The sequence below is a fragment of the Bacillus gaemokensis genome (assembly GCF_001590835.1).
Classification (GTDB): Bacteria; Bacillota; Bacilli; order Bacillales; family Bacillaceae_G; genus Bacillus_A; species Bacillus_A gaemokensis.
Genome location: NZ_LTAQ01000005.1, coordinates 40,953 through 66,521, shown reverse-complemented (window position 1 = coordinate 66,521; position 25,569 = coordinate 40,953). Strand labels below are relative to the sequence as shown.

25 protein-coding genes are annotated in these 25,569 nt (G+C 36.5%); 3 read left to right on the top strand and 22 right to left on the bottom strand.

The window, feature by feature from the left end; all coding sequences use genetic code 11:
• Positions 1-29 precede the first annotated feature (29 nt).
• The 11 genes from AZF08_RS08255 to AZF08_RS08205 all read right to left on the bottom strand — a co-directional run bounded on the left by AZF08_RS08255 (position 30) and on the right by AZF08_RS08205 (position 12,162).
• Positions 30-440 carry an RDD family protein gene (locus AZF08_RS08255; RefSeq protein ID WP_033675140.1) on the bottom strand — a complete coding sequence of 137 codons (411 nt, stop codon included), beginning with the start codon at positions 438-440 and terminating at the stop codon, positions 30-32.
• A 324-nt stretch (positions 441-764) separates the two neighbouring features.
• Complete coding sequence (locus AZF08_RS08250; protein WP_033675141.1) at positions 765-3,164, bottom strand: immune inhibitor A; 2,400 nt, start codon at positions 3,162-3,164, stop codon at positions 765-767.
• A 421-nt stretch (positions 3,165-3,585) separates the two neighbouring features.
• Positions 3,586-4,233: a fructose-6-phosphate aldolase gene (gene fsa / locus AZF08_RS08245; RefSeq protein ID WP_033675142.1), complete on the bottom strand. Its 648-nt coding sequence runs from the start codon at positions 4,231-4,233 to the stop codon at positions 3,586-3,588.
• Positions 4,234-4,268: 35 nt separating this feature from the next.
• Positions 4,269-5,192 carry a ribose ABC transporter substrate-binding protein RbsB gene (gene rbsB, locus AZF08_RS08240; RefSeq protein WP_033675143.1) on the bottom strand — a complete coding sequence of 308 codons (924 nt, stop codon included), beginning with the start codon at positions 5,190-5,192 and terminating at the stop codon, positions 4,269-4,271.
• A gap of 15 nt (positions 5,193-5,207) precedes the next feature.
• The gene (locus AZF08_RS08235; protein WP_033675144.1) at positions 5,208-6,143 is read right to left on the bottom strand and encodes an ABC transporter permease subunit; all 936 of its coding nucleotides are present in this window, start codon (positions 6,141-6,143) and stop codon (positions 5,208-5,210) included.
• Between the two features lie 3 nt (positions 6,144-6,146).
• A complete protein-coding gene (gene rbsA / locus AZF08_RS08230; protein WP_033675146.1) occupies positions 6,147-7,631 on the bottom strand; it encodes a ribose ABC transporter ATP-binding protein RbsA in 1,485 nt (494 codons plus the stop codon).
• Between the two features lie 18 nt (positions 7,632-7,649).
• Positions 7,650-8,045 (bottom strand): D-ribose pyranase, encoded by a 396-nt coding sequence (gene rbsD, locus AZF08_RS08225; protein WP_033675147.1) that lies wholly within the window; start codon positions 8,043-8,045, stop codon positions 7,650-7,652.
• On the bottom strand, positions 8,042-8,938 hold the full coding sequence (rbsK, locus tag AZF08_RS08220; RefSeq protein WP_033675148.1) for a ribokinase: 897 nt from the start codon (positions 8,936-8,938) through the stop codon (positions 8,042-8,044). Before rbsK ends, rbsD begins: the two co-directional genes overlap by 4 nt.
• Positions 8,939-8,951: 13 nt before the next feature.
• Positions 8,952-9,965, bottom strand: coding sequence for a LacI family DNA-binding transcriptional regulator (locus AZF08_RS08215; RefSeq protein ID WP_265182907.1), 1,014 nt, complete (start codon positions 9,963-9,965; stop codon positions 8,952-8,954).
• Positions 9,966-10,067: 102 nt separating this feature from the next.
• Positions 10,068-11,684, bottom strand: coding sequence for an MDR family MFS transporter (locus AZF08_RS08210; protein WP_033675150.1), 1,617 nt, complete (start codon positions 11,682-11,684; stop codon positions 10,068-10,070).
• A 19-nt stretch (positions 11,685-11,703) separates the two neighbouring features.
• Complete coding sequence (locus AZF08_RS08205) at positions 11,704-12,162, bottom strand: MarR family winged helix-turn-helix transcriptional regulator (RefSeq protein ID WP_033675151.1); 459 nt, start codon at positions 12,160-12,162, stop codon at positions 11,704-11,706.
• Between the two features lie 267 nt (positions 12,163-12,429).
• On the opposite strand from AZF08_RS08205, the gene glpT reads away from it, so the two are divergent.
• Positions 12,430-13,779, top strand: a complete 1,350-nt coding sequence (gene glpT, locus AZF08_RS08200; RefSeq protein WP_033675152.1) for a glycerol-3-phosphate transporter — start codon at positions 12,430-12,432, stop codon at positions 13,777-13,779.
• A 211-nt stretch (positions 13,780-13,990) separates the two neighbouring features.
• On the opposite strand, the gene AZF08_RS08195 is transcribed toward glpT, so the two are convergent.
• From AZF08_RS08195 to AZF08_RS08180, 4 genes are all read right to left on the bottom strand, one after another.
• Positions 13,991-14,110, bottom strand: coding sequence for a DUF4027 family protein (locus AZF08_RS08195; RefSeq protein WP_063177256.1), 120 nt, complete (start codon positions 14,108-14,110; stop codon positions 13,991-13,993).
• Positions 14,111-14,251: 141 nt separating this feature from the next.
• Complete coding sequence (locus AZF08_RS08190) at positions 14,252-14,674, bottom strand: universal stress protein (protein WP_033675153.1); 423 nt, start codon at positions 14,672-14,674, stop codon at positions 14,252-14,254.
• 81 nt (positions 14,675-14,755) lie between these two features.
• Positions 14,756-16,222 (bottom strand): SulP family inorganic anion transporter, encoded by a 1,467-nt coding sequence (locus tag AZF08_RS08185; protein ID WP_033675155.1) that lies wholly within the window; start codon positions 16,220-16,222, stop codon positions 14,756-14,758.
• A gap of 151 nt (positions 16,223-16,373) precedes the next feature.
• Positions 16,374-17,624: a cell wall-binding repeat-containing protein gene (locus AZF08_RS08180; protein ID WP_033675156.1), complete on the bottom strand. Its 1,251-nt coding sequence runs from the start codon at positions 17,622-17,624 to the stop codon at positions 16,374-16,376.
• 256 nt (positions 17,625-17,880) lie between these two features.
• On the opposite strand from AZF08_RS08180, the gene AZF08_RS08175 reads away from it, so the two are divergent.
• Positions 17,881-18,570 carry a response regulator transcription factor gene (locus AZF08_RS08175; RefSeq protein ID WP_033675157.1) on the top strand — a complete coding sequence of 230 codons (690 nt, stop codon included), beginning with the start codon at positions 17,881-17,883 and terminating at the stop codon, positions 18,568-18,570.
• The gene (locus tag AZF08_RS08170) at positions 18,570-19,949 is read left to right on the top strand and encodes a sensor histidine kinase (RefSeq protein WP_033675159.1); all 1,380 of its coding nucleotides are present in this window, start codon (positions 18,570-18,572) and stop codon (positions 19,947-19,949) included. Before AZF08_RS08175 ends, AZF08_RS08170 begins: the two co-directional genes overlap by 1 nt.
• An 11-nt stretch (positions 19,950-19,960) precedes the next feature.
• Here AZF08_RS08170 and AZF08_RS08165 read toward each other — a convergent pair whose 3' ends face one another.
• The 7 genes from AZF08_RS08165 to AZF08_RS08135 form a co-directional block, all read right to left on the bottom strand.
• A complete protein-coding gene (locus tag AZF08_RS08165; RefSeq protein ID WP_033675160.1) occupies positions 19,961-20,413 on the bottom strand; it encodes an HIT family protein in 453 nt (150 codons plus the stop codon).
• Between the two features lie 114 nt (positions 20,414-20,527).
• Positions 20,528-20,908, bottom strand: a complete 381-nt coding sequence (locus AZF08_RS08160) for an OsmC family protein (RefSeq protein WP_033675162.1) — start codon at positions 20,906-20,908, stop codon at positions 20,528-20,530.
• Positions 20,905-22,311 carry an amino acid permease gene (locus AZF08_RS08155; RefSeq protein ID WP_033675163.1) on the bottom strand — a complete coding sequence of 469 codons (1,407 nt, stop codon included), beginning with the start codon at positions 22,309-22,311 and terminating at the stop codon, positions 20,905-20,907. Before AZF08_RS08155 ends, AZF08_RS08160 begins: the two co-directional genes overlap by 4 nt.
• 219 nt (positions 22,312-22,530) lie before the next feature.
• On the bottom strand, positions 22,531-23,175 hold the full coding sequence (locus tag AZF08_RS08150; protein WP_033675165.1) for an amino acid ABC transporter permease: 645 nt from the start codon (positions 23,173-23,175) through the stop codon (positions 22,531-22,533).
• Positions 23,176-23,832: an amino acid ABC transporter permease gene (locus AZF08_RS08145; protein ID WP_033675167.1), complete on the bottom strand. Its 657-nt coding sequence runs from the start codon at positions 23,830-23,832 to the stop codon at positions 23,176-23,178. It lies immediately after the preceding gene.
• Positions 23,833-23,893: 61 nt separating this feature from the next.
• Positions 23,894-24,730 carry a glutamate ABC transporter substrate-binding protein gene (locus AZF08_RS08140; RefSeq protein ID WP_033675168.1) on the bottom strand — a complete coding sequence of 279 codons (837 nt, stop codon included), beginning with the start codon at positions 24,728-24,730 and terminating at the stop codon, positions 23,894-23,896.
• Positions 24,731-24,742: 12 nt separating this feature from the next.
• Positions 24,743-25,471 carry an amino acid ABC transporter ATP-binding protein gene (locus AZF08_RS08135; protein ID WP_033675169.1) on the bottom strand — a complete coding sequence of 243 codons (729 nt, stop codon included), beginning with the start codon at positions 25,469-25,471 and terminating at the stop codon, positions 24,743-24,745.
• Positions 25,472-25,569: the final 98 nt, after the last annotated feature.

Below are 25,569 nucleotides of genomic sequence, written 5' to 3'. Positions count from 1 at the left end.
CAAATAGAACTCTTTTTAGTATCCCTATTCTACTCATCCGATACATCTATTACTTGTGTTCCAGCAATGAAATCATGAATTGCCCTTTTATCCTCACGTAACCCAACCATAAAGGCACTTACAATAATGCCAATTCCTAATGTAAGCGTATATACAATTCCACCTAACACATAACGTTTACATGTAGTCCAAATTGTTACCTTATTTCCATCTAAACGAGTAATTTGAGCTCCTAATACCTTTTTCCCTACTGTAAACCCCATCCAAACAGCAGGCACAATGAGGAAATATAAAAAGTTTAAAATATTTACTGTCGTTTCCGTATTGGAATCCGATACTTTTAGAATCGCTAAAATAATATAAACAGGAACAAATACTAATCCATCAACAATACAAGCTAAAAATCTCCTCCAAAACCCCGCTGGTTCTCTTTCATACATGTTGCTTCCACTCCTTTGATGTAATAATTCTCTCTTTGTATGTATTTTTTCAAACAAGCATTTGATTTATGCTTCTAATTAGAAATGTAAATAATCTTACATATAAAAGCAATATTCCCTAACTAATTTCAAATAAAAAGTTTACACACACCGACAATATATCGACAATTTCCTTGGAAATATTTCTTTTCCTTACACCATTTGATACACTATAAATAAGAAAACCATGCATTACACAAAGTAAATTAATAACTTAATGTATAAAAAATAAAAAGCACGTGCTACATATGTAGCACGTGCTTTTTATTTTTTACTACTAATCTATTAACGGCGAACCCAAACAGCTCCTGCCGATTTATCATCTGCTTGTCCGACAACTTGGAATTTCAGTCCTAATTGTGGAACTTTACGTCCCGCATCAGGAATTTGAGTATTACTATATACTTTAGAATCATCAAATGTTGTAACACCTTGTAAACCTGGGTAATTAAATTGACCACGTGTAAATGAATTTACACTCCAAGCCGGTGTTTGATCAAATGAAAATGCTGCATCCGCAATTTGATAACCTGTGTTTCCGAATACTGGTTTTCCATTTAAAGTTCCAGCAACTGCTTCTGGATGGGAGTCAACAACACCAAGGAATCCTTCACCAGGGTGCTGACCAACCCAATTATCTTTAAAGCTATCATCAGCATACCAGACAACAAGACCTGTATTATAAGCTGGACCTCTACCTGCTTTTAAACCATTATCTGAGCCAGCGTAGTTTCTCCACTCTAAGTAATAATAATGTGGTTTCTTTTCTGTTCCATCAGAAACAACAAAACCATTTAATTTCATTTCCCCTTGGCCTTCTGCATCATCTGAGAACACTATTTTGCCATCGACTGTAACATTCACATCATCCATCGCAAATCCTTTATACGCCACGGCAGGGTCTGTAATATATTCAAATTGCAATTTCACTTTCTTTCCTTTAAATTGACTTAAATCATATGATTTATCAATCCATTTTCCTTCTGTTGTATCTTGATCACCTTTTATTACTTTATCACCTAATGTATCAATTAATGTTTTTGTTCCATCTTCTGTCACAGCGTGCACTTCTACAAAATCACATTCTGCTTCAAGTTCATAATTTGCTTTATAAGCATATTTCGCGTTTGTTGCCTTTGTTAAATCAAATAATGGTGTTTCTAATGTTGTATGGAGATCATCGCCTCTTGTACTATAGTATGCTTGTTTTCCAGACGCTGGTTTAATGGTTTCGATACTTTTTTCAGGTAAATTTACACGTACGAGACCTGGACGACTCGATTTTGTAACACTCTGATCAATATATGTAGGGAAACCTACACCACGTTTTATTTTATCGTAATCTATTTCTACAATATTTGCCCAGTTCCCATCCATATTTTTTTGTAAGAAATCTTTATTTTGCGGTGAAAAACTTGTTGGCTCTGTACCTGCGATTCTTCCTGTCCAGCTACCACCACTCATTAATGACCAAGCTTCAACAGGTGATCCCTTCCCTGTGTAGTTCGTATCATATTCATCTGGCAATCCAAGGTCATGACCAAATTCATGAGCAAACACACCAACTGCACCATCTTCAGGCTCAATTGTGTAATCATGTGCCGCCACTTTTCCATCCCAATATGAAACTTTTGATTTTGTCCCTTCAATTGCAACTGGGTCTTTTGCTAATTTAGAACGATGTGACCAAATAGCATCGTCTCCTAATTTACCTCCACCAGCTTCTTGACCAACCCCAGCATGAATGACCATTAAATGATCAATTACACCGTCTGACTCATTTTGATTACCATCTCCATTTGTATCATAGCGATCAAACTGGTCAAACTGAGATAAATCTAATCCTTTCTCAGCTGCTGCTTTTAATGCTTCTTTCACAAGATCACGCGCCCCTTTTGGCCCTTTATTATCATGACCAGTCTTACCATCAGCTCCGTAATCTGCTGCTTTCCCAGGAACAGTTAGCCATTCTGTTACATATCCATCCGTCGTATAACTCCCACCAGACTGTTCCTCATAATACTTTTTAAATGTTTTTACTTGTGAACCATCAAACAATGTAAATGGTTCATTACCAAATAACATTTTTTGATAATGTTCTCTACTAAAATCTTTCGAATACATATAACCAGGTGTTTGTTCGATATTATTATGTTTATAATCACTAAACTCAACAAGCAGTACAAGTACTTTATCTGTTCGAACAGCTCCGTTATATGGCGCTTGCTTTGCTGGAGAAGTTGGTACTTTTCCATTTAACTGTTTTTGCTTTGGTAAAGTTGCTTGTTCTGCGTTAGCATCTTGTACAGATTTCTTCACAGTTTCCTTTTCTTCCATCTTTTTTTCTTTTACTTTTTTCACAAAATCAGACGCTTCTTTAGCAGGATCACCTGGAAGAATTTCTTTATTTGGCTGATCCCCTTTCTTTTTTTCAATATATTTCTCTACAGCCTTTTGTGTCTCTTCTTTGGATGCGGATGAATCAATTGTTCCACGTTCTTTTAAAGCTTCGGCCAAGCGCTCTTCTTGAATTAAATTATTATCAATTAGCGTTTTTGAAAAATCCCCTTTTGATTCAGATGGTGTTTCCGCATAAGCTGATGATGTACCAATTGCAAATGTGCAACCAAGCATTGTTGTGATTACCAAAGATGAAAGCACTTTAAATGGTGTTTTTCTTTTCATTGCTAGTTCCTCCCTTATCACTTTTACTAAAACTTAAAATTCAGATAATTAATTATACGGGATACATAAAAATATATAAGTTCCATAACATGGCCGTGAAACAGCAGTTCTCTTGTCCTCCCCCTCTATATAAACTAGAAAAAAGACATAGTTCTATAAGCGATGAAATAATGATTATCCCTTTATAGAATCATGCCCTCCAGTCTTCTGGTCAGACTCCGTACTGGTTATTCATCTCATGTCAAAAAAACTCAAAAAAGAATTATGTATTACATATTAAATAACTTAGATAGAAAATTTAAAAGGCAATATGCATAATTGCATGAAAATTCTTTTATTCATTGTTTTCCAAATAAAAAAACCCTAGAATTAACATAATGTTAACCCTAGGATTTATTTATTTATTTATTTATTTATTTATTTATTTCTCTTGTGTTTTCTCCCAGTCCGCTAAGAACTTCTCAATTCCTTGGTCTGTTAATGGATGTTTCACTAATGCACCAATTACATTCGCTGGGATTGTTGCAATATGCGCACCGTTTAACGCTGCTTCAGTTACGTGAACACTATGACGTACAGATGCTGCAATAATTTCTGTTTCGATACCATGAATTGCAAAGATGTCAGCAATTTGGCGAATTAAGTCCATACCATTATGACCGATATCATCTAAACGTCCTAAGAATGGAGATACATATGTTGCACCAGCGCGAGCTGCAAGTAATGCTTGTACTGCAGAGAATACTAATGTAACGTTCGTACGAATTCCTAAATCTGAGAATGCTTTTACTGCTTTTAAGCCTTCTTTTGTCATTGGTACCTTTACAACAACGTTTGGAGCGATTTTTGCTAATTCTTTTCCTTCTTCAATCATCTTATCTGCTTCTAAGCTAATTACTTCTGCACTTACAGGTCCTTCTACAACACTGCAAATTTCACGAATACGCTCGTGAAAATCTACGCCTTCTTTTGCTACAAGTGATGGATTTGTTGTTACTCCTGCTAATATACCTAATTCATTTGCCTCTTTAATTTCGTTAACGTTTGCTGTATCAATAAAGAATTTCATTTGTTTTTCTCCCTTTCTAAATGTAAATTTATATTTTATTTTTTCTTAATAAGCTCTAATTCAATCGGAATGAATTTTTCCACTTTTTTACCTTGGTTCACTTGTTTTGCTGTTTCCATCGCCTTCTCTCCGATTAATTCTGGTTTTTGTGCAACAGTTGCTGTCATACGCCCATCATTAACCGCTTTCACAGCGTCGTCTGTTGCATCAAATCCAACAACAATCACATCTGTTTTCCCAGCAGATTTTAACGCTTCAAGTGCACCTAATGCCATTTCATCGTTATGAGCAAATACTGCTTTTATTTCACCATTTGCTTGCAAAATATTTTCCATAACCGATAAGCCTTTAGCACGATCAAAATCGGCTGCTTGCTTGGCAGCGATTTTTAACCCTTTGTCAGCGATTTTATGGAATCCTTTCCCACGCTCGCGAGCAGCAGAAGATCCTGGAATTCCTTCTAGCTCAGCAACATTCATTCCTTCTCCAACAAGTTCACGAATGTATTCACCTGCCATTTTTCCACCCTCTACATTATCTGAAGCAATATGAGAAACGACTTTCCCTGAATTCGCAACACGGTCTACTGTAATAACAGGAATATTTGCCGCATTTGCTGCACTTACTGCTGAGGCAACAGCATCTGAATCTGTTGGGTTAATAACAACTACATCAACGCCTTTTTGAATTAAATCTTCGACATCGTTTGTTTGCTTTGCTGCATCATTTTGTGCATCGACGGCAATTAATTCAATGCCACTATCTTTTGCTTTCTTTTCTGCACCTTTTTTCAACGTGACGAAAAATGGATTATTTAAAGTGGACACAGAAAACCCAACTTTAATAGTTTTATTTCGACCTTTATCGCTAGAATCCTTTGCCCATTCCGGTGGTTCCATTGAACAACCAACAGTGATTACCATGATAAACGCAACGAGTATAAGCAACCATTTTTTCATATAATGTCCCCTCCATTATGCTTCTTTTCGACGATCAATTAATACAGCAAGTAAGATAACAAGCCCTTTTACAACTTGTTGGAAGAAAGAAGATACTCCTAATAAATTTAGGCCATTATTTAACACACCGATAATGAGTACGCCAATGAATGTACCAACAATCCAACCTCTTCCGCCAGAAAGACTTGTTCCTCCTAACACAACCGCAGCAATTGCATCTAATTCGTAAGAAGAACCGGCAGTTGGCTGTGCAGAATCTAAACGTGATGTTAATACAATACCTGCAAGCGCTGCCAAAATTCCGGAAAGACCATAAATCATTACTTTTATTCTCGTTACATTAATACCTGATAGTGCCGCTGCTTCTTCATTTCCACCAATTGCAAAAGTACGGCGACCAAACGTTGTTTTCTTTAAAATAAAGTACAATGCAGCAAAAGCAATCATCATCGTTACAGCTGGTACAGGAATACCAAGGAAGTAACCACGGCCGAACATTTGAAACATTAAGTGATCACCAAGGCCAGTGATCGGACGTCCGTCCATGTAAACAAGCGTAAGCCCGCGAAAAATAGTCATTGTTGCTAATGTCGCAATAAATGGTGCTACTTTTCCTTTCGCAATGATGATACCGTTTACAATTCCCATTACAAGACCTGCAAGTAATCCAACAGCCATTGCAAGGAACGGATCCATGCCACTTGCCATCATTCCAGCAACAAGTGCACTTGATAATGCTAAAATAGAACCTACCGATAAGTCAATACCCCCTGTTAAAATAACGAAGGTCATTCCAAATGCAATAAGTGCATTAATCGATACTTGGCGCAAGATATTAAATAAATTTGGAATTTCAATAAACGATGGATTTAATGCTGTAATGACTACAATAATTAGCACCAATCCAATTAAAGAACCCAGTTGTTGCAATACATTCCCCTTTTTAGCCATAACTTATTCTCCCCCTGTAGCTAATGCCATAATGGACTCTTGCGTTGCTTCATCTTTTTCTAAGATACCGCCCACTTTTCCTTCATGAATAACAAGAATACGATCGCTCATCCCTAATACTTCAGGTAGTTCAGATGAAACCATTATAACGGCATCCCCTTGATTTGTGAGCTTGTTCATAATAGAATAGATTTCTTTTTTCGCACCAACATCTACGCCCCTTGTTGGCTCATCTAAAATTAATAGCTGCGGATGGATCCCAAGCCATTTTGCAATCACAATCTTTTGCTGGTTCCCACCAGAAAGTGATTTGACTGCTTGTTCTCCATTTGCCGCTTTTACATTAAGAAGCTTCATCATATCAGCTGTAAACTGCTCTTCCGTTCCTTTATCCATTACACTACCTTTTGAAAGACTTTCTAAGTTTGGCAATGCTAAATTTTCACGAATAGAAAAATCTAATACAAGCCCTTCTGATTTTCTATCCTCAGTGATAAAAGCAATTCGTTGCCGTATTGCATCAATTGGACTATCAATCTTTACCTCGCGTCCATTTATAAATATTTGCCCTGAATCTAGCGGTTCATATCCAAAAATCGCTTTCATAATATCTGTGCGACCGGCTCCCATTAATCCAGCGACACCAAGAATTTCACCTTTTCTAACTTGAAACGAAATATTTTCAAACTTCCCCTTCTTCGTTCCGTTTCGCATTTCAAAAATAACTTCACCAATTTTCGCATTTCGCTCTGGATAACGTTCACCAATACTACGACCAACCATCATACTTACTACTTCATCAAATGACGTTTCAGGAATTAACCTCGTTCCGACATATTCACCATCACGTAAAATGGTAATAGCATCACAGATTGAAAAGATTTCTTCCATACGGTGTGAAATATAAACAAATGATACTCCTTCTTTACGTAATTTGTTAATAACCGTAAAGAGCGTTTCAATTTCCCGATCAGTTAACGCTGCTGTAGGCTCATCCATAATGATAACGCTCGCATTTGTCATTAAAGCTTTACCTATCTCAATAATTTGCTGTTGCCCAACCGATAGCTCTCCCGCGAGCATAGCTCCTTTTACATGGAGCCCTAGATTTGCTAATTGTTGCTGCGCGGTAGCATTCATTTGGCGAGTACGCAGGATACCTGTTTTCCCATACATCAGTTCTTTTCCAAGAAACATATTTTCAGCAACTGTTAAATTTGGCAGTATGTTCAATTCTTGATGGATAAAAGCAATCCCGTACTCTTCTGCTTCTTTCGCATTTTTAAAAGTTTGTTCTTGTCCATCAATGGTGACTTGACCACCATCTTTCGTATACACACCTGTTAAAATTTTCATGAGCGTCGATTTGCCCGCTCCATTTTCCCCCATTAATGCATGGACTTCTCCTGTTTCAATACAAAACTGTGCGTTTTTCAAAACAGGATTGCCATTGAACGCCTTTGAAATATTTTTCATTTCAATACGCATTCTCACCACATCCCTTTATTAAAAAATCACGCCTGCGTGTAAAATGATATTCGCATATGGCGTTGCTTCTCCCGTGCGAATGATTACTTTCGCCATTTTTGTACGCTCTTTAAACTCTTCATGAGATACATATTCAAAAGCAACTTCTTTCAAGCACAACTCTATTTCTTTAATTACCTCTATGTTATACGTATTGATTTCTTCTGCTAATGTTAATTTTTCAATTGCCATATCTGCTATCACAACTTGTAATACATCTAAAAAAGACGGTTTCCCAAGTTCTAGTGCTAAATCAATTCGTTTCACTCCATCTGGAATTGGCAAACCACAATCGGCAATGACAATTGTATCCGTATGCCCAAGTGAAGCAAGTACTGCTGCGATTTCACTATTTAATACACCATGTTTCTTCATCCGACAATCACCTGTACTTCTCGTAATCTTTTCCTTGTTGGCATACCACCTTGTGCCCCAAGCTTCGTTACGGAAAGGCCACCAGCGATGTTTGCAAAACGAATTGCCTTTTGCAATGTTTCTCCTTCAGAAAGCGCTACTGCTAACGCACCGTTAAATGTGTCACCAGCTCCTGTCGTATCCACTACTTCTACAGAAATACTTGGAACATGAACAATCTCTGTACCATTATGGAAGCGAACCCCTTTGTCACCTTCTGTCATCAGCAACTTATTTGGATATTTCGCAAGCAACTCTTCAATTGGTGATGTAAAATCATCTAATACAATGCGGCACTCGTGTTCATTCGGTGTAATGTATGTCGCCTTTTCCAAAATACCAGCTGACAACAATTGTGCCGGAGCTGGATTTAGCATAACGGGAATTTTGTGTTCCACACAAATATCAAGAACGTATTCCACTGTTTCTAACGGAATTTCCAACTGAAGAATGACCATATCAGCTTTTACAAGAAGATTTTTTGCACGACCCACAATTTGCTGATTCACAAGACGATTTGCACCTTGTACAACGACGATACTGTTATCTTCTTCTGCTAAAACAATATGAGCAATCCCTGTCGTCTCATCTGTAACCGGTACCACATAATCAATAAAAATACGCTCATTCTCTAAATTATTTCTAACCACTTTACCATAATCATCATTTCCTACAGCTCCAACCATTGCTACATTTGCACCTAGTCTAGCCGCGGCAACAGCCTGATTAGCTCCTTTTCCTCCAGGAACTGTGTGAAACGCTTCCCCAATCACTGTTTCTCCTGCTTTTGGTCGCTTTTTTGAAACAGCGACTAAATCCATTGAAATACTGCCTACTACTGCAATATTTGGCATATATCTCATCTCCTTACTTCGTTGTATTTCGTTCTATAATTTCAATCGGTAAACGATAATGTTCTGTGTCTAATTGATTCCCTTCCATTTGCTCTAGCAATAATTCTGTTGCAATTCGCCCCATTTCATAAATAGGCTGCGCAACTGTTGTAAGAGATGGGTACATCATTTCTGTTAAAGAAATACCATCAAATCCAATAATTTGCAAATCACCTGGAATAGAAATCCCTTTCTGTAATGCTGCTTTCACTACACCAATTGCAATCAGATCATTTCCGGCAACAATACCATCAATATGTGGATGTTCTTCTAGTAGTTCCCTTGCCACACGCTCGCTATCAGTGGGATTAAATGTACTCTCCGCAATCATATAAGGAAGCCCATATTGTGTAATAACATCTACAAAACCTTCAAAACGCTCATTTGCTGTGCTAACATCACGTGGTCCACGAATATGCGCAATGTGTTTGCAGCCTTTTTCTAACAATAACTTTGTCGCTTCTTGACTTCCTACATAGTTATCCGCATACACCGTAGGTATACGCTCATTAAACATGCGGTCAATCGCAACAATTGGTACAGACAAGTTCATGTAATTCATACTGTTTTGTGGATTTGTCGCCACAATAAAACCGTCTACATTATTCTGTCTGAGCACATCGATATATTGTTTCTCTTTTTCTAAACTTTCATCAGAATTACAAAGTACAACTGTATATCCTTGTTTATGTGCTACATCTTCTACGGCACGAGCAACTTCTGGAAAGAATGGATTTACGATATTTGGAACGACCAAACCAATTAAACGAGATTTTTTATTATACAAAGAACGTGCTACTGTACTAGGCTTATAATCTAGCAGTTCAATTGCTCGTTCTACTTTTTTTAACGTATCCTCATGAACGTATCCATTCTTATTTAACACTCTGGAAACGGTCGCAACAGATACTCCCGCTAATTTTGCTACATCTTTAATCGTACTCATTCTCTTCCCTCTCCATTCTCTGTAACCGTTTACACAAAACAATATAACGTATTTAGAAAAATACGTCAATCATTTCTAACTAAAAAAGATTGTATGTTATACATTACTAAAAAAGCACCACCGTAAGGTGATGCTTTTTTCTTATTATGAGTAAGATACGTTTGTTTCTTTTTCCTCTTTCACAGCAGGCTCTTCTGCATCTTTTTTGCGATCAGAAAGTTTGATTTTTTGTAAGAAAATTGTAAACACAGCCCCAACTACAATAAAGACTAATCCCGTCATAAATACAGTATGAAGTGAACCTACTAAAGATGTTTTTAAAATAGGTACGATTGTGTTTGTAATTGTCTCTGGCATTTGTTTTAATGCTTCCGGACTAAATAGCATCGAATATAAGCCTTGTGGATCTGTATGAATCATATCTTTAAATTTCTGTACTATTTGCCCAGCTTCTGCAGGAAACGTATTCAGTACAGGAACTAATTTATTTGTCAATGTTGTACCTGAAGTGTTATTCATAATAGAACCTAAAATCGTGATTCCAAATGTTCCCCCGATTTGACGGAAGAATTGGCTGGAAGATGTTACAACACCAAGGTCTTTTTTCGGAAAGCTTTCTTGCAATGCTAATGTTAATGTCGGCATTACAAGTCCCATACCTAAACCAATAACCATCATATATGATGTTGCGACAAGCTTCGTTGTATGCATATCCATTGTTGTTAACAGCCAAAATCCTCCAGCCATAATAAGCATACCTGTAATAATTTGTGGTTTCACGCCAACCTTTAATACAAGCTGTCCACCAATAATACTTATCACAATCATCGTAATCATCATTGGCGTCATAATTGTTCCCGATTCAGCAGCACTTACGCCCACAATTCCTTGCATAAAGAATGGGACAAACATAATTGCTCCAAACATTCCGATACTCATAAAGAAGCCAATTGCATTTAAAAGAGTAAAGGTGCGATTTTTAAAGAAATGCATTGGTAAAATTGGTTCTTCTGCTTTTGTTTCAACAATAATAAAGCTCACGATACCAATAATAGCAAACGCAAACAACCCAATAATCTGCCAAGAATCCCACGCATAATCTTTCCCGCCAAATGTTAATGCAAGTAATAAACTTACAACACCGAGAATCATTGTGAAAATACCAGCGATATCAATTTTAATTGGACCTGTTTGTTTATGTGCTTTTAATCCCATTGCGATAAAGATTGTCGCTAAAATCCCAACTGGTAAGTTAATGTAGAAAACCCATCTCCAGTTAACAGCATCAACAATCCAGCCACCAACTTGTGGTCCAATTACAGAAGCGAGACCATATAGCGCTCCAAAAACACCTTGCCATTTCGCACGTTCTTTCCCTGTAAACATATCCCCGATAATAATCATTGCCATTGGCATCATAATACCGCCACCAAGACCTTGAATACCACGGAAAATAATTAACTCTGTCATACCGTTTGCCATACCACATAGAGCTGAACCAACCATAAAGATAATTAATCCTGTGATATATACGTTACGACGTCCTAATAAATCTGCTAACTTACCAGCAATCGGTACAACTGTCGTTGATGTTAACATATAAGCTGTTGTTAACCATGTCATTAAACTTAATCCGCCTAGATCACCAACGATGCGCGGCATTGCTGTACCAACAATTGTCCCGTCTAATGCAGCAAATAACATGGCAATTACTAAACCGATTAACAGCAGCTTTCTATTTTGATTTTCTTGTTGCTCCATGTAATCTCCTCAATTCCATTTAGTTTTTCTCTTTTTTCTCAGATGCCCCACAAATAATGGCTTCTAACTTTTCAAATAAGCGTAATAAATCTTCTCTTTCCTGTAATTCCAATTGTGAGAAGTACTTTGCAATATGCTGATTACGAGCAGCCATCGCTTCTTCTAATGTAGCTTTCCCCTTCTTTGTTAGCTCAATAATAACAACACGGCGATCATCTTTGTCATGATAGCGCAGCACCCATTCTTGATCAATTAAACGATCAATCATCACTGTAATTGCACTTGGCTTCACATACATTTTTTTCGCCAGCTTTGTCGCTCTTGAAGCACCATAATGATCTAAAATCTTCAAAATATAAAACTGCGGTGGTGTAAGTCCTGATGCTTGTAACTGTTCTAGTAGCTCTGTTTGCATTTTCTTTCCTATAGAGAATGTTAGAGCTTGAATTTTATCAATATGAGTCATATCATTTGGCATGTTTTCCACCTCTTATTTAAACAATAAAATAGTTAATGTATTTAAATATTAATTCCTCTAATTAATTTCGTCAATACCTTTTATTTATAAAAACGTTTACAAAGTTGTCACAAAGTTGTATAATTTTTGACGAAGTTAATATTGAAAGTCATGGAGAATTAGAGTATACGACTATGGAGCATGGAAAGAGTACCTTTCTATATTTCATGGTCTTTTTTATTTTCCATGGTATAAAACGCTTTCAATAATAAAGGAGGATTTTAGGCAATGTTTTTAACTCAGTTATTTAAACCTGCGCCGCATACAGAACGCTTGCCTGCTGATCGTGTTGACAGTGAGTACCGCAAACTGCGTTTGCAAGTGTTTTTAGGCATTTTCATTGGCTATGCAGGTTATTATCTTGTTCGCAAAAACTTTTCACTGGCTATGCCTTATCTTGTTGAACAAGGTTTTAGTAAAGGAGAACTTGGGGTTATCCTTTCTGCCGTATCTATTGCATATGGCCTAAGTAAATTTATTATGGGGATTGTATCCGACCGTTGTAACCCTCGCTACTTCTTAGCAGCAGGACTATTTTTATCTGGTATCATCAATATTATTTTCGGTTCGTTCTCTTTTATTACAACGAGCATTTTACTTATGTTTGTCTTTCAGTTTTTAAATGGTTGGGTACAAGGTATGGGCTGGCCACCTTGTGGTCGTACAATGGTTCACTGGTTCTCTATTAGCGAACGTGGTACAAAGATGTCCATTTGGAATGTTGCCCACAATGTTGGCGGTGGACTTATGGGTCCACTCGTAACATTAGGACTGTTCTTATTTGCAGGTAGCTGGCAAAGTATTTTCTACTTCCCGGGTATTCTATCAATTTTAGTTGGAATTTACGTTTTAATTGTAATGCGTGATACACCACAATCTTGTGGATTACCACCTATTGAAGAATATAAAGGTGAATATCCTTCAGGTGAAAAAGTAAAAGACCGTGAGCGTGAACTTTCGGTAAAAGAAATTTTATTCACATATGTACTGAATAACAAATTTTTATGGTACATCGCCATTGCTAACGTATTTGTATATTTCGTACGCTACGGCGTTGTAGACTGGGCTCCAACTTATTTAGTAGAAGAAAAAAGCTTTACACATAATAGCTCACGTACTGCATACGCACTGTACGAATTTGCCGGTATTCCAGGTACGCTCCTTTGCGGGTGGATGAGTGATAAATTATTTAAGGGCCGCCGTGCACCTGCTGGCATTTTATTCATGGTTGGTGTATTCATTGCCGTTCTTGTTTACTGGTTAAATCCAGCTGGTCATCCAATCATTGATAGTATCGCACTTGTAGCAATTGGATTTTTAATTTATGGACCAGTTATGTTAATCGGTTTACATGCGCTTGACTTAGCACCGAAAAAGGCTGCTGGAACAGCCGCTGGTTTAACAGGTTTCTTTGGTTATCTGGGCGGAGCAGCATTTGCTAGTGCTGCTATGGGCTTTATTGTAGATGCTTTCGGATGGGATGGTGGGTTCATTTTACTACTTGCATCTTGTGTGCTTGCAATCGTCTTTCTTGCTCTTACTTTAAATACAGGATCGAAAAAATCACAACAAGCTTAAGAAGAAATTTTTCTACATTTCTTTCTCCCCTCTTTAAATTGTTTTACTTTTAGTGAGGGGAGATTAGCGTAACAAATGAAAAAAAGCGAAGTAGAGAAATAAAAATAGCTCCTAGCATTGATATATATGCTAAGAGCTATTTTTTATTTAAACATGCTGTTTCTTTCTTGCAGTATATAAAAATCATTCCCTTCCATTCACAAAATCCATCCTATAAAAACATGTGCTGAAACACCTTTACAGCAACAGCCAACATCACCGAACTAGCAAAACCAGCTAAACAAACAAGACTTACTCCTTGACTATATGATAAACTTTGAAATCCTTTCATTTCTTTCATCCTCCCATTCGCTCATTTGATATTTTTATTTTATCAATGAAAGGAATTCTATAACATCGATTTCGCTAACAACTATCTTACAAAATTGTAAGTTTTCTTCCTACTAAAAACAGACAACATTTCTGCTGTCTGTTACTTCACTATCATCACCGGACATTTCACTCTTTTTGCAATTTTATGACTTACACTACCAAGCACCATTTCTTGCAATGTATTTAAGCCCCTGCTTCCCGCTATTACAAGATCAATGTCTCCTGTATTTACGTATTGAACAAGGGTATTTCCTGGATCACCATGTAAGATTGTAATTTGATAAGAAACTTCTTCTTGCTGTAATAACGCTTCTATTTCTTTTAATCTATCTTTTCGGCTAGTTGAGATTGTTTCTATATTCGTCTGTCCCTGTATAATATCTGATTTTGCCGTCTTATTATCTACTACATATACAACTTCAACGTTTGTTTCTTTATTAAATTTAGCGATGTACGCGGTATGTTTTGCAGCACGTAATGAGTGTTCTGAACCATCACACGCTAATATAATCTGCTTATACATATGCTGAAGCCCCTTTCATCATCATACTCGTATTATAATACAAAAATCCCCTTTCTGGTCTTCCAAAAAGGGGATTCATCTTCACTTAGCCGTTTGCTCTACATTGTTATTCTTGTTATAAGTGATTAAATTCGCAACAAGCTGCGAACTACGCTCATTTAACCCTGTTATATTAACTCCCACACCACTTTGTTCATACTTCATAGCAACTTTATCAATTGCAGCTACAGCTGAATCATCCCATACATGTGCATGTGTGAAATCAATTTCTATTTCTTTTACATCCTCTTTAAAATGAAATGCATTTATAAACTCTGTCGCAGATGCAAAGAACAGTTGACCATGAATAGCGTATACTTTTTTCTCACCAATATGAGAATGTTTCACGTGAATCTTTGCCATATTTACTGCAAATAAAACTGCACTTATTACTGTACCAATAATAACACCGAGACCCAAATTGTGTGTTATGAGAACAATCGCAACTGTTATAAGCATGACAAACGCATCGCCTTTTGGAACTTTATGAAGCGTAAATACAGAATTCCAATCAAACGTTCCGATGGCCACCATAATCATGACAGCAACTAATGCTGCCATTGGAATATGAACAACATAATCACCTAGAACGAATAGCAATACAATTAAAAATCCACCGGCTACAAATGTTGATAATCGACCACGACCACCTGATTTAATGTTAATCACAGATTGTCCAATCATTGCACACCCTGCCATTCCACCAAAGAATCCTGCAACAATATTTGCAATTCCTTGTCCACGTGCCTCTTTATGCTTGCTACTTGGCGTATCTGTCATGTCATCCAAAAGAGATGCTGTTAGTAGTGATTCCAGTAAACCAATAACAGCTAGCATTACAGAGTACGGTAAAATAATTGCTAATGTTTCTAACGTAAATGGTACATCTGGGATATTAAAGAACGGTAATTCTGTCGGCAAACTTCCCATATCACCAACTGTACGTAATTGAAATCCACTAAAAATCGCAAGACTTGTAACAACGATAATAGAGACAAGTGTAGAAGGTACTGCAGTTGTAATACGTGGAAACAAATAAATAATTGCTAATCCTAATGCAACTAACGCATACATTTTCCAATCTACCCCTTGAAAATGTGGCAATTGTGCTGTAAAAATTAAAATTCCAAGTGCATTTACAAAACCACTCATTACAGAACGAGGTACAAATTTCATGAGTGAGCTTAACTTCAGCACTCCAAAAATAATTTGTACAACACCAGTTAAAATTGTTGCAGCAAATAAATACTGCAGTCCATGATCCTTTACAAGTGTAACCATTAACAGTGCCATTGCACCTGTTGCAGCAGAAATCATCCCCGGTCTTCCGCCAACAAATGAAATCGTCACAGCAATACAAAACGCAGCATATAATCCAACCATTGGATCTACCCCTGCAATAACAGAAAAAGCAATTGCTTCAGGAATCAATGCTAACGCAACAACAATACCTGATAATACATCGCCTTTCACGTTAGAAAACCATTCATTTTTTAATGTTTGTAACAAAATAACACGCCTCTCCTTCTCTCTCTTGATTTTCTTCATAAGAAAATCGGTCCGACTGCACGAGAGACATTATATAACGAATGTTAGATTTTTTGCTATGAAAAAGTTTCCCAAACAAAAGAGACGCTACATCACGTAACGTCTTTCGCATTTAATGTCCACCGTGCCCTCCGCCATTTTCCTGAACAATCTCTAATTTTTCATCCAATATCCCTTGCGTTTCAAACGAAATATTCTCTATATTCCCCAATAAGAAACCGTGATTATATGGACCTAGCGTTGGATCATCTTTAAACTTAGGTTGAATTGTTGCTAGTAAATCATATATTGGCTGTGAAACATTCCCTTTATCTAATAAAAGAACCGGGGCATGTTTTCCCATATGCGAGAACGGTGCGCCAGCAATTACTAATTCCGGTGTTTCCGTTGAAACAAATGAGACACCATGACCTGGTTTAGTAAATCCCCAACCAAATTTTGTTTTCTCATCTTTAAACTTAGCAAACGCGATTGAGTTCTCAGTTGGCGTTTCCCCACTAATACGTGTCACTTTCCCATGCTTACTTAGCTCTTTCTCTACCTCTTTTGAAATAATTTTCTCTGGACCTAAAACATATATATTTGCTTTCCCTTTTCTTTCTTTTAACGCTTCAATTGTAGCTTCTGATACTTTATCTTTTTCTACATATAAAAGAGATTCAGGCATATGAGCAATCCAGTTCACAGCTGGTGTCGTATACAAACGTCCTTCTTCTTCAGATGAACCGATAATAATGCTATTTGGGTACTTCCCTGTTATATCGGCATATTCCTTATCAACGTCTTTTGCAAAAATTGCTGGATCAGTTTCTTTTATTTGTTTTACTTTATATCCCTTCAATTGGTCTAATGCAGAAGGTTCTACATCCCCCATTACCATAATTTGTGTCCCATCTTTTGTTCCGAGTGGATTTAACCGTTTAATTTCTTTTAACGTCACCTCAGGAACACTTTCTTTATTTATAAATAAAATAGGACCATTATTTGGATGATGAATGAGATCAGCACTAGCAAGTCCAATTTGCCATTGGTTAGATGGTACTAGAATAACTGCTCCTGGCTGATTCTCTTTATGAGTCGCTGGCCAAATTGTTTGCGATGTTAATACTGCCATTTGCATAGGATCATTTGTATTTAGTCTTGTGATATTTTTTAAACTTGTTGTTAACAAATCACTAGATGCTCCTGCGTTCATTTCTTTCGGTCCCATCGCCCCATGATCCATTTTCATATCCTTTTGATTCTCATCCTTCTGATGCTTTGTATGTTCATTCTTTTTTTGCTCTGTACTCATTTGTCCACACGCCGCGAGCCCGAGTGTAGCAACTATTGTCATACTCAAGACTTGAGTTGTTTTTTTCATTATATCGCCTCCCTGTCCATTATGTTCTGAGCCTATATCCTTTACCTAAAATGTGTATTTCAACTATACGATAACAAGCAATTCTGGAGAAATTATGCAGACACCTCATAATCTGCAACATTTCTTCATAATTTTGCATTACACTTTGTATAAAGTGAAACTTTAGTCAGTGTAGTTTTTCTTCAACCACACTGATTATTAACATTTATCAATCCGAATTTTACGGGATAATGAATACAAATACGGAGGATACTCTATGATTGATATACTACTCGTAGATGATGAGCCAAGAATGCTAGAATTATTAACCCTTTATCTGACTCCCAGAGGATATAACTGTGTATGTGCAACTTCAGGACATGAAGCCATTTCCTATATAGAAAGCAAAAGTTTCAAGTTCGTTCTTCTTGATATTATGATGCCAAAAATAGATGGATGGGAAACATGTAAAAGAATCCGTTCATTTAGTAGTGTTCCTATTATTATGGTAACTGCTCGGGATCAAACGATAGATGTTGTTCAAGGATTGAAAATTGGAGCTGACGACTATATAACTAAGCCTTTTCATGAAGAGGAACTGTTAGCTCGTATTGAAGCTGTCCTGCGGCGCAGTAATCAAAATGAACAAATACAATATAGGACAATTTTGTGGGATGAAGCAAAACATTTTATTTCTGTTCATGGACAAGAGATTTTTCTTACCCCCATTGAATTCTCTTTACTCGGATTATTTTTACGTCACGTAAACTACGTGCTTAGCCGCGATCAGCTTATTGAACGGATTTGGGGACTGGAAACAAATACAGAAGATCGCACAGTAGATTCCCATATTCGTAATTTACGTGATAAATTACGAAAAGCAAATTTTCCAATTGATGAACATTTAAAAACGGTATATGGAATTGGCTATCGATGGATTGATACTGAAAATCAAGGAGCTATGTGATGAAACGAATTTCTGTTCAACTTGGTTTTTATTTTTTAATTGTTACGTTATTAATTGAAAGCTTACTGTTTATATCGCTCTATTACAGCCTTGTCAATACGAGGGTAAATGAAGAAATGACCGCGTTATTAAAGCGTGGAAATAGTCACCGAGATGTGCTTGAAAAATATTTTGATTCGCAAACCATCTCTCATGTTGCCTTAATGGAGTCAGAAGCTGCAACGAAGGTTGTCATTACAAATGCCGACAAAAAGATATTAGCAAAGTCTAATGATATAGATTCTACTATAAAGAAACATATTACGAAAATGATAACAGGTGCTAACCATAACGGAACCATCATTGAGAACCACTGGAAAACATCTAATTATATATGTACAGTCAGCCCTATTGTAATTAATGGAAAGACCGAAGGGTATGTTTATATGTTTCTTGGAACAAATTCTATTGAACAAATGATTGACGGACTAACAAAGCAGTTTATTATCGCTGGTGCAATTACCTTTGTATTAACAGTTATTACAATTTTTCTTCTATCACGCTTGTTAACACAACCACTTCTTCGTATGAAGCATGCTACTGAAAAAATGAGTCGTGGTGATTTGTCCGTTTCATTAATTACTACTCAAAATGATGAAATTGGTGAACTTGCAGAGTCTATTCAAACACTCGCAAATGACCTACATTATATGAAAAAAGAAAGAAGTGCGTTTTTAGCAAGTGTGGCCCACGAACTAAGAACACCGTTAACCTATGTAAGAGGTTATGCAGACATCTCGCTGAAAGACAGTACGTCTCATGAGCAACGTCAAAAATATTTATCAATTATAAAAGATGAAGCGGATTACATTACAAATTTAGTACAAGACTTATTCTTACTTGCGCAAATGGAACAGCTTAACTTTTCCATCCAAACAACAGAAATACACTTACACAACTTTCTTTCTCGCATTGTTACAAAAGTGAATACTATGTATGAAGCAAAACATATCAATGTTTCTTTAACATGTTCTTCTTCACTTTTTACCGTTCTGGATGAACAACGATTTGAACAAGTTATCGTTAATATTTTAAATAATGCGTATGCACATTCAGCAGAATATTCTCAAATTATGATTTATGCTACAGCACATAAATCACATATTGAAATTGCAATCCAAGATGAAGGTGACGGAATTCCCGAAGAAGATCTCCCACATATCTTCGAACGCTTTTATCGCGTCGATAAAGCAAGGTCACGCGCTACTGGCGGAACTGGATTAGGACTTGCCATTGTCAAAGAAATTGTAGAACTACATGGCGGAAAGGTTACCGTTAAAAGTACCTTAGATCATGGTTCTTGCTTTACTATTTCTTTGCCAATAGTAGAAAAAGCTTAAGAAAATTCCTCTTAAGCTTTTTCTATACCCGTCATTTGATTAATCGTTTCTTTTAACAATCGTTTCGTATCAGAAAAATTATGAATCTTATTTTCCCTATCTATTGACTGCTCAATATAAAAATCAGCAAATGGTTGGTTTTTATACCTTGGTACAACATGCATATGATAATGAGTTAATTCATTAAAGATCCCACCATTTTGACAAATTGTAATTCCGTCCGGTTTGTACAATAACTTGATGGCTTTTGAAATAAGCTTAGAAGCATCCATAATCGCTTTTGCTGTATCTGTATCAAGTTCATCTACTTCTAGGAAGTGCTGCTTTGGAACGATTAAAGTATGCCCTGAATTAAAAGGAGCATGATCTAAAAAACAAGTCACATAATCATTTTCATATATCTGATATACAAGTTCATCATTATTTGCTAATTTACACCCTAAACATTCATTATCTAACTTCATATTACCACCCCCTTTTTCAGTATATATATAATTTAATTCAAAAGAAAAATCGAGGGCAGGATCTATACGCTCTTACTCTCGATTTCTTCCGATTTTACATATCTCTCATAAAAATTATTCACCAATTAGCTCAAGTGTTTCCGTAATTTTTATACTATCCTTCACAGATTGAGCAATCGTACAATTTTTCACCGCAAGTTCTAGAACCTTTTCTAACTGCTCCTGCGTAATTCTCTCTGCTTTTATTATATAGTGCAGATGAATACTTTCCACCGGTCTTGATAAAGCTTCACTTCTTCCAATTTCAGTTTCAATTGTAAACGCATCGTATGAAATACGCTTCTTTTCTAAAATTGTTCGAAAGACAATAGCGCTACATCCTGCAATAGAAGAAACGAGTAATTCTAGCGGTGTAAATCCACTTTCTTTTCCAATTTGTAATTGTCCATGAGAAAGTTCTACCTCAATATCATCATGCTTGATTGTTAGTTTCATGCGTTTTTTTCCATCTCCACTTTCGTAATTTGCTGCCTTTTCTTATTTATATAATAATATACATAGCAGAAAATGATAAATGGAATACCGCAATATAACGCCATACGCTGCTCTGGAATAAACGCTAAACTAATGACAACAATGCTATTCGTAATCAATGCTAGAATTGGTACAATTGGATATAGCGGTGTTTTATATTTTAAATCTTCCACTTTCCCGCCTTGTTTTACATATTGACTTCTAAAACGAAGCTGCGATAATGCAATGATAATCCAGCTTGCAACCGCCGATAATCCAGCAATAGATAATAAGTAAATATATACTGTATCTTCCGCTAAAATACTTGTTAATAACGATAATGCTGCTACCGCAATTGTAACCACTAATGCTGTAAGAGGAATACCACGTTTATTTACCTTTTTGAAGGAAGCTGGTGCCATTCCTTCATTCGCTAGTGACCATAATATACGAGTTGCTGCATATAAACCGGAATTTGCTACAGATAATAAAGCGGTAATAATGACAAAGTTCATAATATCCGCTGCATATGGGATACCGATTTTATCAAATACAACAACGAATGGACTTTCAATAACACCTGCATCTTTCCATGAAATTAACCCTACTAAAATTGTCATTGTTAAAATAAAGAACAACATAATGCGCCATACTGTATTACGAATCGCACGTGGGATTGTTTTTTCTGGTTCTTCACTCTCCCCCGCTGCAATCCCGATTAACTCTGTACCTTGGAATGAAAAGTTAACCGTAATCATTGTAAGAAGCACTGCAGCGAGCCCGTTCGGGAATAATCCACCATCGCTCACAAAGTTAGAAAAAAGAGGCGCTGCTTCTTTTCCGTCATAAGATACAAATCCAAATAATGCACTGCCTCCAAGAACAACAAATGCAATAATCGTAAGCACTTTAATACTAGAGAACCAAAATTCTAATTCTGCATAACTTTTTGCTGAGATAGCATTGGACATGTATAAAATTAAACCAAATACAAGGCACCATACCCAAACATCAACGGATGGAAACCACCTTTTCATCATTAAACCAATCGATGTTAACTCTAAGCCAACTGTAACTGCCCAGCCTAACCAATACAACCAACCAATCATAAAACCTGTGCCAGGTCCAATAAACTTAGTCGCATATTTTTGGAAAGAACCCGAAACTGGCATTGCTACCGTTAATTCACCAAGACAGAGCATTGTTAAATACATTATAAATCCACCGACTAAATAAGAAAGAATTGCTCCTCCTGGTCCTGCTTGATTAATGGTATAACCCGATCCAAGGAAAAATCCTGTTCCAATTACCCCTCCAAGTGCAATCATAAATAAATGTCTACTCTTCATCGTACGATGTAACTTCTCATTCGTTGTTTGCTGCATCTTAATCCTCCCCTACAAATACCCCTCTATATCTTTTAAAATTTTCTGATAATAAAAATATACACGAAAGCGTTTACAATTTCTATATAAAATTAAAACTTTTCTGATAAAATATCATATTTTTTCAATTCCACTACTAAAAAATAAATATCTAGCAAATCACAATTTCCATACTATGTAAAAAAACAAAAAACTCTTACATCTCATTTCATGTAAGAGTTAACGGTTTTCCAATTTCCTAGATACAAGCGATAAACTGTAGTTGACAACGAAATACATACAAGCAACAAGTATAAGGGTAGGAATCATATAGTTTACGTTTTGTCCATTAATAATTTGAGCGTTATGCATAAGTTCTGGTAATGAAATAACAACCGCTAGTGATGTATCTTTTAATAAAGAGATAAACTGACTCACGAGCGGTGGTACCATACGCCTCAATGCTTGCGGTAAAATAATATACCAAAGTGTTTGTACATATGATAACCCAGAAGCGCGCGCGGCTTCAATTTGTCCTTTTTCAATCGATAATAACCCACTTCGCACAATTTCTGATATCATTGCTGCCTCAAATATCGTTAAGGCAACAATAGCCGCCGTTGTAATTTCTAATTTCAGTCCAGCTTCTGGGAGTGCAAAATACGTAAAGAAAATAATTAAAAGCAGCGGTAAATTACGAATGATTTCAACGATAAAGGCCAGTAACTGTGATATAACTGGTATTTTCGTATATCGCAAAATTCCAACTACACTACCAATAATAAAGCTAAGCAAAATGGCTACAACAGCTATCTCTAACGTAACAAGCAGCCCTTTTAATAAAAATAGAAAATGATCACCTGTGTAAGCACCTCGAAAATCCATTTACACCGCCCCTTTCGCCAAGCGCTTCTCAAAATAGCGCACAAGCATACTGAGCGGTACAGTCAACAGTAAATAAAACATGCCAACAAATATATATACATCGAATGTAACAAATGTTCTTGTTGAAATTAAATCCCCTTGATACATTAAATCCGCTCCGGCAATAATACCAAGTATAGAAGAGTTTTTTACTAAATTAAGAAATTGATTACCTAATGGCGGAATTACTATTTTAATAGCTTGGGGTAAAACAACATAATACATCGCTTGCACATATGTTAGACCTGAAGAGCGGGCTGCTTCAAGCTGCCCTTTCGGAACTGACAAGATTCCAGCTCGAATTACTTCTGCAATAAAAGCAGCGGTATAAATCGTAAGTGCAGCAGTACCAGCAACAAAACCATTTAATGTAACACCCATTACTGGAAAAGCAAAATAAAATACAAATGCAATTAACACGAGTGGAACATTTCGAATAAATTCTACATAAGCCGCGCCAAACCAATTCAAAATTCGAATGGGTGCAATTCGCATTACTGCCATTATAATACCAAGAATAAAACTCCCAATCAGTGCAACAATACTAGACATCACTGTATATTTGAACCCTTCTAAATACAAATCAAGATTGTTTGTAAGAATAGAAAAATCAGGCAAATGCTCCCCCCCTCTTTCTTTACAAGAAGAGGATGAGCATCTCTCACCCTCTTCCTATACTCTACTTCTCTGGCTTTTCACCAATCCATTTTTCATATAACTTATCGTATTCTCCATTAGCTTTCATCTCTTTTAACAAATCATTAATTGCCTTTGTTAAATCTGTTGCTCCTTTTTGAGCAGCAATTCCATATGGTTCATCTGTGAAGATTTTTCCAACAACTTGATAATTTGCATCTTGTTTTGCCATGCCATATAAAATAGCGTTATCTGTTGTAAGAACGTCCCCTTTTCCTGCTTTTAATGCTGTAAATGCTTCACTGTAATTTTCAAATTCTAGCACCTTTGCCTCTGGTGATTTTTTACGAATATTTTGCGTAGAAGTTGATCCTTTTACTGCCAATACTGTCACACCGCTTTTCACATCATCAATACTCTTAATCTTGCTTCCTTTTTTCACAAGTAACGACTGCCCCGCTTTAAAATATACATCTGAAAAATCGACTTCTTTTTTACGCTCTTCTGTAATTGTCATCGTTGCGATAATCGCATCGATATCACCATTTTTTAACATTGGAATACGCGTTTTAGAAGTTACTTCTTTTAATTCTACTTTACTCTCGTCTCCTAGAATTTTTTTCGCAAGCTCTTTTGCTACATCCACATCAAATCCTTCTACCTTTCCTGTTGCAGGATCTTTCAATCCAAATAAGTTTGTATCATTCTTAACCCCGACCACTAATTTCCCACGCTTTTTAATTTGCTCTACTACTTTCCCGCCCGAAGTTTCTTTAGAAACTTCTTTTGACGCTTCTTTCTTGCTTCCACAACCTGCAATGATCAGAGTAAATAAACACGAAAACACAATTAAACCAAACAGTTTTTTCATTTTCAAAATGAAATCCCTCCCCTAATGATTTAACACTCGACTTAAAAACAATCTTGCTCTTTCTTGCTGTGGGTTTGCAAAGAAATCTACTGGCTTTGTATCTTCAAGGATTTTCCCTTCATCCATGAAGATGATACGATCTGCTACTTCACGTGCAAACCCCATCTCATGTGTTACGACAACCATCGTCATTCCTTCCTTCGCTAAGGTTTTCATAACATCAAGTACTTCTCCAATCATTTCTGGATCAAGTGCAGAAGTTGGTTCATCAAATAACATAATTTCTGGTTTCATTGCTAATCCTCTAGCAATTGCTACCCGTTGTTGTTGCCCTCCAGATAATTGCTGTGGGTACACACCCGCTTTCTCTGGGATACCTACCTTCTCTAAATAAAACATCGCTGTTTTTTCAGCTTCTTCTTTCGAAACATTACTTACCTTTGTAGGTGCAAGCGTAATATTTTGGAGTACAGTTTTGTGCGGATATAAATAAAAATGTTGAAATACCATTCCAATATTTCGGCGTAACTCATTCATATCTGTTTTCGGATTATGTACTTCCACTTCTTGTACCAATAATTCACCGTCTGTTATTGTTTCCAATTGATTGATACAGCGTAACAATGTACTTTTTCCAGACCCTGACGGCCCAACAATTACAACTACTTCTCCTTTTCCCACTTCTAAATTAATATTTTTCAAGACTTGAAAACTACCATAAAACTTATTCACATTACGAAAGGCAATCAATACACCGCCCCCTTTCTTCGCTATTTTTATCATATTTTTACTTGATTCAATTCTTAATAAAGTGAACCTTCCCTGCTTCAAATTTTATTCGGCCATGC